This window comes from Geobacillus genomosp. 3, assembly GCF_000445995.2.
Classification (GTDB): Bacteria; Bacillota; Bacilli; order Bacillales; family Anoxybacillaceae; genus Geobacillus.
Genome location: NC_022080.4, coordinates 2,478,817 through 2,493,963 on the forward strand (window position 1 = coordinate 2,478,817; position 15,147 = coordinate 2,493,963).

Below are 15,147 nucleotides of genomic sequence, written 5' to 3' on the forward strand. Positions count from 1 at the left end.
CTAACGCATGGCGCGCGTTCCCCCTTACTGACGCACGGCGTGTTCAAAGGGAAACCTATGGAGTGTCTTTCGTTAAGCCATCATGGAGAAACGCTCGCAGCCTCAGGCGTTTCCTCTCTGGCCATGTGGGCCCTAACTACTTTTCTCCGTCATCGGTTGTCTTGTATTAGGGAAATGTAATTTTATATTACGGAGAAAACAAGGTATTGTCAAGTTGTCTTCCCTGTGAACTTTGTACTGCTACGTCGGCTGAAGGGGGGAAACTTCAAACGGCCTGGATGTATTCGTTAACCGGCAGGCAACATGGTTTTCTTCATTCTGAAGATGTATGTTCGACCGCCATGATTGCCAGCATGGCCGTCATCGCCTGCCAACATTCATTTTCCTTTTCGCTGCTGCGGACGCACTTTCCAGTTGGAAGTCGGGACTTTCCTCAGGCATATGTGAAAGGAGAGCCATTTTTGGCTCTCCTAATGACGAATCAAGTAATCAAACGCGCTCAATGCGGCGGTAGCGCCCGCCCCCATCGAAATAATGATTTGCTTATAGGCGCTATCCGTGCAATCGCCCGCGGCAAAGACGCCGTCGACACTTGTCGCACTGCGTTTATCGACGATAATTTCACCGATGCGGTTCCGTTCAACCGTCCCTTCTAGCCACTCTGTATTCGGCACGAGACCGATTTGAACGAATACGCCTTGCAACTCAATATGGTGCTCTTCCCCTGTTTCCCGGTCTATATACGTAAGGCCATTCACTTTATCTGTACCGGTAATTTCTTTCGTTTGCGCGTTTTTGATGACCGTCACGTTCGGCAAGCTGTACAACCGATCCTGCAAAACAGCGTCCGCTTTCAACTCCGGAGCAAACTCGAGCACGGTCACATGTTTGGCAATGCCGGCGAGGTCAATCGCCGCTTCCACGCCGGAGTTGCCGCCGCCGATGACCGCGACGTGCTTGCCTTCAAACAGCGGGCCGTCGCAATGCGGGCAATAGGCCACGCCTTTGTTTTTGAACTCTTCCTCGCCTGGTACGCCAAGATTGCGCCAACGGGCGCCCGTCGCGATAATGACCGTTTTGCTTTTTAACACGGCGCCGTTTTCAAGCTCCACTTCAATGAGATCCTTCTTTTCCAACCGTTTCGCACGCTGCAAGGTCATGATGTCGACATTATAATGTTTCACATGCTCTTCAAGGCTTGCGGCAAGTTTCGGACCTTCCGTGTATTTCACGCTAATAAAGTTTTCAATGCCGAGCGTATCGAGAATTTGTCCGCCAAACCGCTCAGCAATAATGCCGGTGCGAATGCCTTTTCGCGCCGCGTAAATCGCCGCCGCAGCCCCGGCCGGACCGCCGCCGACAACGAGCACATCGAACGGTTCTTTATTGGCAAAGTCAGAAGCGTCTACCGTGCTTCCGAGTTTTGCAAGAATTTCCTCAAGCGACATGCGGCCGCTTGCAAACGGCTTGCCATTTAAAAAGACGGTCGGCACAGCCATAATTCCCTTTTGTTCTACTTCTTCTTTAAACGCTGCCCCGTCGATCATCGTATGTGAAATGTTCGGATTTAATACGCTCATCACGTTTAACGCCTGAACGACATCCGGGCAGTTATGGCACGTTAGGCTGACGTATGTTTCAAAACGATAAGTGCCTTTGAGGTTTTGAATTTGGTTCATAACTTTCTCGTCAACCTTAGGCGGTCTTCCGCTCACTTGAAGCAACGCCAGCACTAGCGAAGTAAACTCATGCCCCAACGGAACGCCGGCGAATGTGACGCCCGTATTTTCGCCAACCCGATTGACGCTGAAGCTCGGCGTCCGTTCGAGCTTCGCTTTTTCTACTTTAATTTTCGGCGACATGGCCGTTAATTCATCGACTAAAGCAAGGAGATCGCGGGAAACTGGATCGTCTCCCGCGCTCACTGTTAAAACAATATCATTCTCCATTAATTGTAGATACTGGGCCAATTGGGCTTTGATGTCAGCATCCAACAGCATTGCATAAGCCTCCTTAAATTTTCCCTACAAGGTCAAGGCTTGGCTTCAGCGTTTCCCCACCTTCTTGCCATTTTGCCGGGCACACTTCTCCCGGATGGTTGCGAACGTATTGAGCCGCCTTGATTTTGTCAATCAGTGTGCTGGCTTTGCGGCCGATGCCGTCAGCGTTAATTTCCACCGCCTGGATGACGCCGTCCGGGTCGATGATGAACGTGCCGCGTTGCGCCAGCCCTTGCTCCTCGTCAAGCACGTCAAACATGCGGGACAGTTGGTGCGACGGATCGCCGATCATAACATATTCGATTTTGCTGATGGCTGGCGATGTATCATGCCATGCTTTATGAGTAAAGTGGGTATCGGTCGAAACCGAGTACACTTCCACGCCAAGTTCTTTGAACGTTGCATAGTGGTCTTGCAAGTCTTCAAGCTCTGTCGGGCATACGAATGTAAAGTCGGCCGGATAGAAGCAAACGATGCTCCATTTCCCGAGGAAGTTTTGTTCCGTGACTTCGACAAAATCTCCGTTGTGATACGCTTGTGCTTTGAACGGTTCTACTTTTTTCCCTACGAGAGACATTCTTCATCTACCTCCTGTAATCGTTAGTGATTAGATTAAAATTATTTTAATACGATATTGATTATCATATAGAACTATGTATTTTGTCAATATATATGCTTAAAATTTTTCCATCGCCTCTAGCCACCTTCAGGTGCAACACGGTGCACTTGTGAGATGGGCAATAAAGTTGGGCGCCCTTTATTTGTCGTCCTGTCCGGAACTCTCCCCAACCGGGGGAATCACTTTTGCAGCGGCCCGGCCGTGTCTCTCAGGAGAACCGACACACTAATCAGCCAATGGGGATGCCATACCGGTTATGTCCGCCCCATGACATGGGCGCCGCTCCTCCGGCCGAAGCGCCAGCGCCCGGCCGTGTTCACGGACGAAACTGCTGCTTTTTCAATGTTTGCACGTCTTTTAGCGTCACGCCGAACTCAGACGCCAGCTCAAAGGCGCTGTATTCAGACTCAAGCCTCATCCACTCGTGGAAATCAGCGGAAAGCACATCGTTCGTCCGGTGCGCCTGTACGCCTCTGCCCGTTTGCCGCATCGCCCCTCCTCCTTTCTATGTGCCGGTTTGTTTTCATCTTTCCCATTTTTCGTCGAAAATAAAAAAGAAACCGGGAAACGTCATTCGTTTCCCGGTTTCTCGCCGCTGTCGATGATTAAGGTGACTGGGCCGTCGTTTGTGAGCGTCACGTTCATCATGGCGCCGAACACGCCTGTTTCAACATGAATGCCTTTTTCGCGCAAGAAGGCGTTGAACGCCTCATAAAGCGGCAAGGCACGATCCGGTTTCGCCGCTGCCATAAAGTTCGGCCGCCGCCCTTTCCGGCAGTCGCCGTACAAGGTGAATTGCGACACTGACAGCACCGCCCCACCGACCTCAAGCAACGAGCGGTTCATTTTTCCGTCTTCATCTTCAAAGATGCGCAAATGGGCGATTTTCTCCGCCAAATAGGCGGCGTCGGCCTCCGTATCACCGTGGGTGATACCAAGAAGCACGACAAGCCCGAAATCGATCGCCCCAACGACCTCGCCGTCAACAGTAACGCCCGCCTGTTTTGCCCGCTGAATGACCGCTCTCATCGTGTCCCTCCTTTTGACGCCCTTAGTTGTTCATCAGGCGTTGAACCGAATAAATATCGGGAATTTGTTTAATTCGTTCCACTACCTTTTGCAAATGGCTGATGTTATGAATGGCAATCGTCATATGAATCGTTGCGATTTTATGGCGATGGTCCGAGCGGCCCGAGACGGCGGAAATGTCCGTGCGCGTTTCGTTTACCGCCTGCAACACTTCATTGAGCAAGCCGCGGCGGTCAAAGCCGGTAATTTCAATGTCGACATTATACTCGCGCTCGCCATTTGTGCCGCTTTCCCATTCAACAGGAATCAAACGGTCAGCCGCCTCTTCCACCTGCACATTCGGACAGTCGGCGCGGTGGACGGAAATGCCGCGACCGCGAGTGATAAAGCCAATTATTTCGTCGCCCGGCACCGGGTTGCAGCAGCGGGACAAACGGATCAGCAAATTGTCGATTCCTTGGACGCGAATACCGCAGTCGCGTTTTTTGCCGGCCGGCAGCTTGGCCTCGGAGACCGCTTCAGCCAGTTTGCGCTGCTGTTCTTCCAAATCGCGCTGCTTTCGCCATTTTTCCGTCAGCCGGTGGGCAATTTGCGCCGCCGTAATCCCATGATAGCCGACCGCTGCATACATGTCTTCCTCATTGGAAAAATTAAATTTTTCTGCGACGCGCTTCAAATTGTCGGCCGTCATCACTTCCTTCGCCTCAAAGCCGAGGCTGCGCACTTCTTTTTCGACCATTTCTTTCCCTTTTTCAATATTTTCCTCGCGCCGCTGCCTTTTGAAAAACTGGCGGATTTTATTGCGGGCCTGTGACGTTTTCGCGAGTTTCAACCAATCTTGGCTCGGACCGTATGAATGTTTCGACGTTAAAATTTCGACAATGTCGCCTGTTTGCAGCTTGTAATCGAGCGGCACCATTTTGCCGTTCACTTTCGCCCCAATCGTTTTATTGCCGATTTCCGAATGGATGCGGTAGGCGAAATCAATCGGCACCGAGCCGGCCGGCAGCTCGATGACATCGCCTTTCGGGGTGAAGACGAACACCATGTCGGAAAACAAGTCCATCTTCAGCGATTCCATAAATTCCTCGGCATTGCTGGCATCATTTTGCCACTCTAAAATTTCCCGGAACCATGACAGCTTTTCTTCAAACGAATTCGGCTTGACAGTTTTTCCTTCCTTGTACGCCCAATGCGCGGCAATCCCAAACTCGGCAATTTGGTGCATTTCAAACGTGCGGATTTGCACTTCAAGCGGCTCACCTTTTGGGCCGATCACCGTCGTATGGAGCGATTGGTACATGTTCGGCTTCGGCATGGCGATGTAATCTTTGAAGCGACCTGGCATCGGCTTCCAGCACGTATGGATGATGCCGAGCACGGCATAGCAATCTTTAATGCTGTTGACAATGATGCGGACGGCGAGCAAATCGTAAATCTCGTTAAACTGTTTGTTTTGCATCGCCATTTTCCGATAAATGCTGTAAATATGTTTTGGACGCCCGGAAATTTCGCACGGAATATGCACTTCATTCAGCCGCTCGCGCACCTCTTGAATAACTTCTTCCAAATATTGCTCACGCTCAGCCCGCTTTTTCTTCATTAAGTTGACGATGCGATAATATTGCTGCGGATTTAAATAGCGAAGCGCCGTATCCTCAAGCTCCCACTTAATTTTTGAAATGCCGAGCCGGTGGGCAAGCGGAGCAAAAATTTCGAGCGTCTCATTGGCGATGCGCCGCTGCTTTTCCGCCGGTAAATGCTTTAGCGTCCGCATGTTGTGCAGCCGGTCAGCCAGCTTAATTAAGATGACGCGAATATCTTGCGCCATCGCCAAAAACATTTTCCGGTGGTTTTCCGCCTGCTGTTCTTCTTGCGACTTATATTTGATTTTGCCAAGCTTCGTCACCCCGTCGACAAGCATCGCCACTTCCGCGCCGAACTCGCGCTCGAGGTCTTCTTTTGTCGCTTCGGTGTCTTCGACGACATCATGCAAAAACCCGGCAGCGATCGTCGTCGCATCCATTTTCAAGTCAGCCAAAATGCCGGCGACTTGAATCGGATGGATGATATATGGTTCGCCCGATTTCCGGAACTGGTCGCGGTGGGCGTGTTTCGCAAATTCATACGCCTTTTTTAAAAAGGCGACATCTTGTTCCGACAAATAACAGCTCGCCTGTTCAAACACTTGCTCCGCTGTCAGCACTTGTTCATTGGCCATAGAGTTAAATCACCTTTAATTAAAATAAAATTCAGACGGAAAGGCATAGGCATCCATCACGTTAATAAGAAAGAGCACTCGTGCGAGTGCCCCTTTTTTCTCTATTGTAGCGAAAGAAACGAATCGTGTCGACTATTTTAAAACTGCATGAGCGTCAAAATATCGTAGCCTTCCAATTTTTTACGCCCGCCAAGTTCCGTCAATTCAATTAAAAACGCCAAACCGGCCACCGTGCCGCCAAGCTGTTCGACCAAATCGATCGTCGCCCGCATTGTTCCGCCTGTCGCTAGCAAGTCGTCGGTAATTAACACGCGCTGGCCTGGCTTGATGGCATCTTTATGCATCGTCAGTACGTCCGTCCCATACTCTAACCCGTATTCGACACGAACGACTTCGCGCGGCAGCTTTCCCTCTTTGCGCACCGGCGCAAACCCGACGCCAAGCGCATAGGCGACCGGGCAGCCGATAATAAAGCCGCGCGCTTCCGGACCGACGACGATATCGATTTGTTTTTCGCGCGCATATTGGACGATTTGGTCAGTAGCATATTTGTACGCTTTTCCGTTGTCCATTAGCGTCGTAATGTCCTTAAATAGAATGCCCGGTTTTGGAAAATCCGGCACGATCGTGATGTACTGTTTTAAATCCATTATACGTTTGCCTCCTCGTACGTTTGCGAACGTGTCATTGCTGCTAAGCAGCGTTTCAACTGCTCGTAAGTGGAATATAATAACTGATGTTCCGCCTCAAGCTCGTCCCGCCGGCGGCAGTATGTCGGCGATTCATGCAAGTCGCGCTTCGCCGGCGTATGAACGAGCGAAATGACGCCGTTTTGTTCCGTAATAAACTCCAGCTCTAAAAACACTTTTGCCATAAAATAAACCGTCTCTTCCGTCCAGCCGCGGGCGCGCGCCAATTGTCCGCCCCGCTCGGCGAGCGGAAACGAACGATATTTATGCAAAAGGGCATAAAACCATTTAAAATGGTCGCGCGTCGGGAACGTGCGGAAAAACTGCGCTTCCGGCTGTGCGAACACCGCGTAAATGCGCTCCGGCTGCCCGTTGCCAAGCAGGGCGGCAAGCCGGCTGATCTTTGGCGGCAAGTCAAGCAGCACAACATAGCGGCCGTCAATCGCCAAGGCGCCCGCCTCTTCATCATTTGACACATAATGAAGTTCGCGGCGAAACGTCGCCAAATCTGCACGATGTCCAGTTTCGCGGCGAAACAGGACGAGCAGCCGCTTCTCTTCCGGCAGCCGCTCGAGAAGCGGGCGGACGTCGCGGCAGCCGCGGGCATCAAACAGCTGACAGCTGCTTACCGCTACATCACATAACGACAGCTGCGGCCGTGCCAGCCCGTTCCATTCGTTCACCGCAAGCTCCCCGACGACCGAGACGCGCGCCCCTGGGGCGATTTCCTCGCAGAGCGGTCCAAGGCCGAAACCAATGGCATCAATCGCTGCGCCGTCTTGGGAAAAGGCGGCTTTCATATGGGCGCCGTTCGCCCCGACGCGCCGCATCGTTTCAACCGCCGCCTCCTCAATGAGCAGAAGCGGCCGCGGATTGCCGACGCCAAACGGAGCAAGCCGTTCAAGCCCGCGGGCGGCCGACAACGTCAACTCCGCAACGGAACAGGCAGCATCGATGAACGTCGGCGGCGTAAAATCATCATCCGACAACGTCCTCGCCGCGATGGCATTCAACCGCTCCCGCAGCTTCTCTACATCATCAAGCGCCAAGGTCATTCCCGCCGCCATCGGATGGCCGCCAAAATGCGGCAAGATATCGCGGCATTGCGACAGACTGGCAAAAAGGTCAAAGCCTTGAATGCTGCGGGCTGATCCTTTGGCGATTCCTTTTTCCCGATCGATCGAAAGTACAACCGCCGGACGGTAAAACTGCTCGACAAGCTTCGAGGCGACGATGCCGACAACACCCGGATTCCATCCTTCACCGGCCACAACAAGAACGCGATGCTCGTCAGGCGGAAACCGGCGCCGCACCATCTCGGCCGCTTCTTCAGCTATTTGCGCTACAAGCTGCTGACGCTCGCGATTTAGTTCGTCCATTTCTTGAGCCAACCGGACCGCTTCGTCCTCATCGTCAGTCATTAACAGCGCCACGGCCGGATCAGCGCCGCCGAGGCGGCCGGCTGCATTCAGCCGCGGCGCGATGGCAAAGCCGACCGTCTGCTCGTTTACCGTCGCCGCATCAATGCGGCATTGCCGCCATAGGGCACGCAACCCGGCGCGTTTCGTTTCACGCAGCGCTTCAAGGCCCTGCGCGGCAAGCAGACGGTTTTCCCCCACGAGTGGCACTAGGTCGGCAATCGTCCCGATCGCCACCAAATCAAGCAAATGACGCGGCACCTGCCCGAGCAACGCATGGGCGACTTTAAACGCCACACCGACACCGGCCAGGTCGCGAAACGGGTATGTACTTCCCGGCTTTTTCGGATGAATGATCGCGTACGCCTCCGGCAGCACCGGACCGGGTTCATGATGGTCGGTCACAATGACATCAAGCCCCCATTCGTTAGCGGCGGCGATTTCATTGACCGCGGCAATCCCGTTGTCGACAGTCACAATCACGGAAACGCCCCGCTCTTTCGCGGCACGGAACGCCGCCAGATTCGGGCCGTATCCTTCCGTAAAGCGGTTGGGAATGTAGAACTCAACCGACGCCCCCGCTTCTCTAAGAGCGCTGACCATCACCGACGTACTGCAGACACCATCGGCGTCATAATCGCCATAAACAAGCACAAGTTCGCCGGCCTCGATCGCCCGCTTAAGGCGCCGGATAGCCCGCTCCATCCCATCAAGCAGAAACGGATCGTGAAACGGCTGCCCAAGCGGATTGAGAAACGCGGCCGCTTCCGCCGCCGTCCGCACGCCGCGGCGGGCAAGAAGCCTGGCCAACAACGGCGCGAGGCCGGCTTCCCCTGCCAGCCGCCGCACCGTCTGTTCGTCGGGACCATCTACCTCCCAACGCGTTTTCGCTTTTAACATGTCCCCCACCTCAACTCTCCTTATTATACAAAAAGGAGAAAAGGGCAGGCAACGGCATTACGTGTTTTTTTCCGGATCATACGGGTTGATATGCACCATCACATTGCGAACGCGCGGAAGCGTCAACAGCTTTTCCTTTACTTTTTTCCCAATCCGATGCCCTTCTTCCACTGTCAACAGCGGATCAACGGCAATCTTCAAATCAACGATAACATAATGACCGTGCTCGCGCGCGTATAGTTCGTTAATTTGCCGCACATCAGGAAACGACAGCACCGCCTCCCGCAAATAGTCGGTTTCCTCCTCGTGGAGCACATGGTCAATCGCCGTATGGATCGACTGTCGGCCAAGTTCCCACGCCATTTTCATCACAAGAATGGCAACAAACAGCCCGGCGAGCGGGTCGGCATATACGAGCCAGCCGATTTCCCACTTTCCGCCGAGAATAGCGGCACCGACACCGACGAGCGCGGCGAGCGAGGAGAAGACGTCAGAGCGGTGCTCGTAGGCGTTCACGATTAAGGCATCGCTATTTAGCCGTTGCCCGAGCCGATACTTATAGCGAAACATCGCCTCTTTGACAACGATCGATAACAACAGAACATAAATGGCGGCCACCCCCGGCGGTGACAGCGGGGCAAACAACGACGTGAGCGCCGACCGCCCGATCTCGAGCCCGACGAGAAACAAAAGAACCGCCACAATAATGGCAGCGATTGATTCCGCTTTTCCGTGCCCGTACGGATGGTCTTCATCCGGCGGGCGCGCTGCGGCCCGCAGTCCGACCCAAACGGCGAACGACCCGGCGACATCGGACGCCGAATGGGCGGCATCGGAGATCAGCGCCTGGCTTTGGCTCCACACCCCAACGACTGCCTTGATGGCCGCAAGCGCCATGTTGCCGACAATGCCGACAATCGCTGCTGTTTTCGCCTGCCTGAACCGTTGTTCGTTTTCCATGGCCCATATCCCCCCACCTTTTGCGCTTCCCCTGCTTTGCATCTGGCCATTAGTGTATCCCATTTTCCATCGATCGTTGCGAAAGAAAAAGCACCGGAAAAAGCGAATGCTTTTTCCGGCGCCATTACAGATGCGGTTCGGCCTCCGGCGCGGCTTTTTTCGCCCCTTTGCCTTTTTTGAGCGCATTTCCTTTCCACACGAGCCACAGCTGTGCAGCGATGAACAGCGAAGAATAGACGCCGCACACAAGGCCGGCGAGCAAGGCGAGGTTGAAGTTGCGAATCGCTTCGCTGCCAAACAAAAGCAAGGCGATCACCGTAAACAAAACGGTCAATACGGTGTTGATCGAACGTGTGAACGTTTGTTGCAGCGCCCGGTTGACGATATGCTTTAAATCGTCGACCGTTTTCACTTTCCGCTTTTTCATGAGATCGCGAATACGGTCGAACGTGACAATTGTATCATTGATCGAGTAACCAATGATCGTCAACACAGCGGCGATAAACGTTAAATCGACTTCAAGCCGCGTCAAGCTGAACACGGTAATGATAAAAAAAGCGTCGTGCAATAAGGCGATGATGGCAGCCAACGCCATCCGCCATTCAAAGCGAATCGTCACATACAAAATGATCCCAATCGACGAAATGAGCACGGCAATGAGCGCGTTGCGGGCAAGCTGTTTGCCGACAATTGGCGAGACGGTGCTCACGTTCGGCTCAAAGCCGTAAGCCTGTTTCAGCTCGCCTTTTAACTTGGCAATTTCCTCCTTATTGAGAACGCCGATTAAACGGACAACCCCCGTCTTTCCGTCCGTGCCGGATAACACAACATCTTCCGGCTCATGGCCGAGCCGTTCAAAATAGCTGCTCAGTTCATTGGCCTCGATCGGGCGGTTGCTCGTCACCTCAATGCGCGTCCCGCTTGTGAAGTCAATGCCGAGATTGAGCCCCATGGCAACAAGCGAAATAACGCCGGCAATTGTCAAAGCGCTGGAGAACAAGAAAAACTTTTTGCTATGTTTCACAAAATCCCAGCGGTCAAACTTCGTCGGCACTTCCGTCTCGTCATTCGTTTCGGCAATGTTTAAGATTTCCGATTTTTTTACACCGAAATAACCCGGCTTCTTATCAAACCAACGGCTTGAGACGAGCAGTCCGAGCAAGAGCCGCGTGCCGTAGACGGCGGTGACAAAGCTCGCGACAATGCTGATGATGAGCATCGTCGCAAACCCTTTGACCGAACTCGTCCCGTAAATGAACAGGACGGCGCCGGCGATGATCGTCGTAATGTTGGCGTCAAAAATCGTCGCAAACGAGCCGCGGGTGCCGGCGCGAAACGCTGACAACATCGATTTGCCAAGCTTGATTTCTTCCTTGATCCGCTCGTACGTAATGATGTTGGCGTCGACCGCCATCCCGACCCCTAAAATAAGGGCGGCAATGCCCGGCAGCGTCAAGACGCCGTTCATCCAGTCAAACAAGAGCAAAATCAAATAAACGTATACCGACAGCGTAATGACGGCAATCACGCCCGGCAGCCGATAAAACCCAATCATAAACACGAAGATAGCCGCAATGCCGATAATGCCGGCCCATACCGTTTTTTCGAGCGCGTTTTGTCCAAACTGGGCGCCGACCGATGTCGAATAAATCTCGTGCAGCTCAACAGGAAGCGCCCCCGCATTCAACAAGTCGGCGAGTTGCTGCGCTTCTTTCACCGTAAAGTTGCCGACGATCGATACATCCGTCTGGTTAAACACTTGATTGACCGAGGCGGCGGAAATAAATTTCGGATCCGCCTTGCCCGCTTCTTTTCGGTACGAGTCAACCCCTTCTTCAAAATCAAGCCAAATCACCAATATATTGTTCGGCGGCCCCATGTTGTACACTTTTTCCGTCACTTGGCGAAATTTATCAGCATCTTTTAATTTAATGGCGACGCTTGGCCGGCCGTTTTCATCAAACGATAGCTTCGCCCCGCCTTGGACGAGGTCGCTCCCGTCCATAAGCACGTTGTCATTCACATCGCGGAACGTCAACTTTGCCTGGGTGGCCAAAATTTCGCGCGCCTCATTTTGGTCTTTCACTCCGGCGAGCTGGACGCGGATGCGGTTTCCGCCTTCGATGTCGACGCGCGGCTCGCTGACACCGAGGACGTTAATCCGTTTGTTTAAAGCGCTGACCGTGCTTTGAAGCGTTTCTTGGTCAATTTTGTCCCCCTTTTTCGCCGGCCTCACCTCATACAACACTTCAAATCCGCCTTGCAAATCAAGGCCTAGTTTTATATTATGTACAATTCCTTGAACCGTCGGTCCGATCACCCCGGCAAACAGGAGCAGAAGCAAAAAAAACGCGACGATGCGGCTTCGTTTTACCATTCGTTTCAAAATCCTCCTTTGATTCGTCTTGTCACCCAACGGCTTCCATCGCGCCATCGCTGAATACGCCGGCTTCGACTTTCATTATGAGCCAGCCGGCCACTAGTGTCAATTTTTCACTATAACAATTCTTTGAGAACACGCTCCAAATCATCGCCGCCGGCTGCCCGCTGCTGTTCGTACGACCGCATCGTCAAAAACGCCATATATTCCCCAGGCGAAAGCGACAAAATGTCGCTGACAAGCTCATATAGTTTTTTTTCCATCAATGCCTTTTTCCACTTTCGGGCGCACAAACATTCCCATAGCCCGTCGATTGTCACTTGCGTGTAGCCGAGCAGACGAAATTCGTCATATTTGCATTCGAGCGCCGGCATGAGCTGTTCACGCAGCTGTTTTTCCCCTTCCATCTCTCACCCTCCCGCGCCATGCCAGCTATGATCCTTGTCATGCTTGGCCATGTGTCTCGCATATATTGTATAAAAGATTAAGGCATTTGAGAAGGCAGGGAAAGAAAATGTCCAAATTTTTGCAAGGGACGATCATTTTAATCGCCGCCGGTTTTATTACGAAAATTCTCGGCTTCATCAACCGCATCGTCGTCGCCCGGATGATCGGCGACGAGGGGGTTGGGTTGTACATGATGGCCGTGCCGACGCTCGTGTTGGCGATTACGGCCACCCAAATCGGGCTGCCGGTCGCGATTTCCAAACTGGTCGCCGAGGCGGAAGCGGCCGGCGATCGACAACGGGTTAAAAAAATTCTTGTCGTGTCACTCACGACGACCGGGGTGCTAAGCGCCATATTTCTGCCCGCCCTCATTGTTGTCGCGCCGTGGCTTTCGCGGACGCTGTTCACCGATCCGCGCACGTACTATCCGTTAATGGCCATCGCTCCGGTCGTACCGATCGTGGCCATCTCCTCGGTGCTGCGCGGCTATTTTCAAGGACGGCAGCAAATGAAGCCGTACGCCTACTCGCTTTTGATTGAACAAATCGTCCGCATCAGCCTGATCGCTTTATGCACAAGACCGCTCTTGCCATACGGCGTCGAGTACGCCGCCGCCGGCGCCATGGCGTCTTCTGTTCTCGGGGAACTCGCCGCCTTATTGTACTTGTTGTTCTTATTTAAGTTTAAAAAATCAATCCGCCTGCGGACAAAATTTTTTCGCTACGTGCGCGCCGGCAAAGAAACGTTCATCCGCCTCATGCGCATCGCCCTGCCGACGACCGGCGGCCGCTTGATCGGTTCGCTTTCTTGGTTTTTTGAACCGATCGTTGTCGCCAATAGCTTAGCTCTTGCCGGCGTTACCGCTTCCATCGCCACGAAGCAGTACGGCCAGCTCGTCGGCTACGCTCTGCCGTTGCTCACCTTGCCGTCGTTCATTACGTACGCGCTCTCGACAGCGCTTGTGCCGGCCATTAGTGAAGCGATGGCGCAAAACAAGCCGATGTTGGTCGAATACCGGATCGCCCAGGCGATGCGGCTGTCGCTTATCACCGGCGGCCTTTCCGCCGTCGTCCTGTACATTTTTGCCGAACCGCTGATGCGGTGGATGTACGGCACGAGCGAAGCGGCCATCTTTATTCAAGTGATGGCGCCATTTTTCTTGTTTTATTATTTCCAAGGCCCGTTGCAAGCTGTGCTGCAAGGGCTTGATTTGGCAAACGCCGCCATGACGAACAGTTTGATCGGCGCGGCGGTGAAGCTCGCCTGCATTTTCGTTCTTGCCTCGCGGCCGAGCTTAGGCATTATGGGGGCGGCACTGGCGACATCGGTCGGCACGGTGCTCGTGACGCTTCTCCATTTCGCTACCGTCGCCAAAGCCGTTTCCTTTTCGATCGATGCGCGCGAATATGCAAAAGCATTGGCTGCCATCGCCGCCGCCGGTGCGGCCGGCTATGCGCTGTTCCGCTATCCGCCTGCGGCCATATCCCCGCCGCTATGGACGCTGTTTGCCATGGCGGCAACGATTGCTTTATATGTTGCGGCCCTTCTGTTTTTTCGGCTTATCAGGCGCGAGGAGCTTGTCTATCTTCCAGGGCTTCATTGGCTCGCTGGGAAAAGCGGACGAAAATAAACTTCTAAACATGTCCGGCCGTGAATATATTGTGGTAAAACGATTGTGGTCAAGGGGGGAGGACGTTGTCACGGCTTGGCAGCGCACTCGTATATGGCGTCGCCACCATTTTCGTTTTGGCGGCGCTCGTCAGCTTCGTTTTTTCACTGCTGCTCAAATGGACGGACATTCATGAATCATCGCTCACATGGATCATTTTCGCCATCTCCGTCATCTCAATGTTCATCGGAGGGATCGTTGCCGGCGGGAAAAGCCAAGAAAAAGGGTGGCTTGCCGGCGGGCTGACCGGCCTTTCATTTACAGCGATCATTTTTTTGTTTCAATTTCTCGGCATTGAAAAACCGTTTACGGTCGAACAATGGCTATATCACCTCGGTTTTTGGATCGCCGCATCTCTCGGCGGCATCGTCGGCGTCAACCTGTCGCCGGCGCGCCGCGAGCGGGCATAAACGGTCATCCTAATGTGAAAGCGGCTGTTTCCGGGCGAAACAGCCGCTTTTTTAGGCAGTGCCAACCCTTTCCATGACAGCCCGGTTGCCGGCGTCATCGATTGACACTTTTCATTCGGGTTATGCTTTGTTTTCCGGCACCACTTCGCGCACCGCGGAACGGTCGTATGTAAGCCGCGTGCCGTCACCAGCGCGGATAATGATTTTATCCTCATCGACCGAGTCGATGATGCCATGCAAACCGCCGATCGTGACAATTTTGTCGCCTTTTTTCAAATTCGCCTGCATTTGCTGGACGGCGCGCTGCCGCTTTTGTTGCGGGCGAATAAGCAAAAAGTAGAAAATGACGAAAAACAGCACGATCGGCAATAAATTCGCAATCGCCGCGTTCATTCAATCCCCCTC

At 53.3% G+C, this 15,147-nt stretch carries 13 protein-coding genes and 1 other annotated feature (1 of these 14 only partly in view); of the genes, 2 read left to right on the plus strand and 11 right to left on the minus strand.

The window, feature by feature from the left end; all coding sequences use genetic code 11:
• Positions 1–162 (minus strand) — a binding site (T-box leader) (it extends 69 nt beyond the left edge of the window).
• 308 nt (positions 163–470) lie between these two features.
• From ahpF to M493_RS12435, 10 genes are all read right to left on the minus strand, one after another.
• Complete coding sequence (gene ahpF, locus M493_RS12390; protein ID WP_020960701.1) at positions 471–2,000, minus strand: alkyl hydroperoxide reductase subunit F; 1,530 nt, start codon at positions 1,998–2,000, stop codon at positions 471–473.
• A 13-nt stretch (positions 2,001–2,013) separates the two neighbouring features.
• Complete coding sequence (ahpC, locus tag M493_RS12395) at positions 2,014–2,577, minus strand: alkyl hydroperoxide reductase subunit C (RefSeq protein ID WP_020960702.1); 564 nt, start codon at positions 2,575–2,577, stop codon at positions 2,014–2,016.
• A 358-nt stretch (positions 2,578–2,935) separates the two neighbouring features.
• Positions 2,936–3,109: a hypothetical protein gene (locus M493_RS18720; protein ID WP_020960703.1), complete on the minus strand. Its 174-nt coding sequence runs from the start codon at positions 3,107–3,109 to the stop codon at positions 2,936–2,938.
• Between the two features lie 80 nt (positions 3,110–3,189).
• Positions 3,190–3,648 carry a D-aminoacyl-tRNA deacylase gene (gene dtd, locus M493_RS12405; RefSeq protein WP_020960704.1) on the minus strand — a complete coding sequence of 153 codons (459 nt, stop codon included), beginning with the start codon at positions 3,646–3,648 and terminating at the stop codon, positions 3,190–3,192.
• Positions 3,649–3,670: 22 nt separating this feature from the next.
• Positions 3,671–5,869, minus strand: a complete 2,199-nt coding sequence (locus M493_RS12410; RefSeq protein WP_020960705.1) for a RelA/SpoT family protein — start codon at positions 5,867–5,869, stop codon at positions 3,671–3,673.
• Between the two features lie 137 nt (positions 5,870–6,006).
• Entirely contained in the window at positions 6,007–6,519 is a 513-nt protein-coding gene (locus M493_RS12415) for an adenine phosphoribosyltransferase (protein WP_020960706.1), read from the minus strand.
• Complete coding sequence (gene recJ, locus M493_RS12420) at positions 6,519–8,876, minus strand: single-stranded-DNA-specific exonuclease RecJ (RefSeq protein WP_041267971.1); 2,358 nt, start codon at positions 8,874–8,876, stop codon at positions 6,519–6,521. The genes M493_RS12415 and recJ overlap by 1 nt, the downstream gene beginning before the upstream one ends.
• A gap of 57 nt (positions 8,877–8,933) precedes the next feature.
• Positions 8,934–9,836: a cation diffusion facilitator family transporter gene (locus M493_RS12425; protein ID WP_020960708.1), complete on the minus strand. Its 903-nt coding sequence runs from the start codon at positions 9,834–9,836 to the stop codon at positions 8,934–8,936.
• Positions 9,837–9,960: 124 nt separating this feature from the next.
• Positions 9,961–12,213 carry a protein translocase subunit SecDF gene (gene secDF, locus M493_RS12430; protein ID WP_020960709.1) on the minus strand — a complete coding sequence of 751 codons (2,253 nt, stop codon included), beginning with the start codon at positions 12,211–12,213 and terminating at the stop codon, positions 9,961–9,963.
• 119 nt (positions 12,214–12,332) lie between these two features.
• Positions 12,333–12,623 carry a post-transcriptional regulator gene (locus tag M493_RS12435; RefSeq protein ID WP_020960710.1) on the minus strand — a complete coding sequence of 97 codons (291 nt, stop codon included), beginning with the start codon at positions 12,621–12,623 and terminating at the stop codon, positions 12,333–12,335.
• Positions 12,624–12,730: 107 nt separating this feature from the next.
• Here M493_RS12435 and spoVB point away from each other — a divergent pair, with 107 nt between their 5' ends.
• Positions 12,731–14,293, plus strand: a complete 1,563-nt coding sequence (spoVB, locus tag M493_RS12440; protein WP_020960711.1) for a stage V sporulation protein B — start codon at positions 12,731–12,733, stop codon at positions 14,291–14,293.
• 65 nt (positions 14,294–14,358) lie between these two features.
• Entirely contained in the window at positions 14,359–14,742 is a 384-nt protein-coding gene (locus tag M493_RS12445; protein ID WP_020960712.1) for a TIGR04086 family membrane protein, read from the plus strand.
• Positions 14,743–14,862: 120 nt separating this feature from the next.
• Here M493_RS12445 and yajC read toward each other — a convergent pair whose 3' ends face one another.
• Positions 14,863–15,135: a preprotein translocase subunit YajC gene (gene yajC / locus M493_RS12450; RefSeq protein WP_020960713.1), complete on the minus strand. Its 273-nt coding sequence runs from the start codon at positions 15,133–15,135 to the stop codon at positions 14,863–14,865.
• Positions 15,136–15,147: the final 12 nt, after the last annotated feature.

What these genes read in the sequence shown, in the direction of transcription:
- ahpF (WP_020960701.1), bottom strand. Translation starts at nt 2,000, where the DNA reads ATGCTGTTGGATGCTGACATCAAAGCCCAATTGGCCCAGTATCTACAA.
- ahpC (WP_020960702.1), bottom strand. Translation starts at nt 2,577, where the DNA reads ATGTCTCTCGTAGGGAAAAAAGTAGAACCGTTCAAAGCACAAGCGTAT.
- M493_RS18720 (WP_020960703.1), bottom strand. Translation starts at nt 3,109, where the DNA reads ATGCGGCAAACGGGCAGAGGCGTACAGGCGCACCGGACGAACGATGTG.
- dtd (WP_020960704.1), bottom strand. Translation starts at nt 3,648, where the DNA reads ATGAGAGCGGTCATTCAGCGGGCAAAACAGGCGGGCGTTACTGTTGAC.
- M493_RS12410 (WP_020960705.1), bottom strand. Translation starts at nt 5,869, where the DNA reads ATGGCCAATGAACAAGTGCTGACAGCGGAGCAAGTGTTTGAACAGGCG.
- M493_RS12415 (WP_020960706.1), bottom strand. Translation starts at nt 6,519, where the DNA reads ATGGATTTAAAACAGTACATCACGATCGTGCCGGATTTTCCAAAACCG.
- recJ (WP_041267971.1), bottom strand. Translation starts at nt 8,876, where the DNA reads ATGTTAAAAGCGAAAACGCGTTGGGAGGTAGATGGTCCCGACGAACAG.
- M493_RS12425 (WP_020960708.1), bottom strand. Translation starts at nt 9,836, where the DNA reads ATGGAAAACGAACAACGGTTCAGGCAGGCGAAAACAGCAGCGATTGTC.
- secDF (WP_020960709.1), bottom strand. Translation starts at nt 12,213, where the DNA reads ATGGTAAAACGAAGCCGCATCGTCGCGTTTTTTTTGCTTCTGCTCCTG.
- M493_RS12435 (WP_020960710.1), bottom strand. Translation starts at nt 12,623, where the DNA reads ATGGAAGGGGAAAAACAGCTGCGTGAACAGCTCATGCCGGCGCTCGAA.
- spoVB (WP_020960711.1), top strand. Translation starts at nt 12,731, where the DNA reads ATGTCCAAATTTTTGCAAGGGACGATCATTTTAATCGCCGCCGGTTTT.
- yajC (WP_020960713.1), bottom strand. Translation starts at nt 15,135, where the DNA reads ATGAACGCGGCGATTGCGAATTTATTGCCGATCGTGCTGTTTTTCGTC.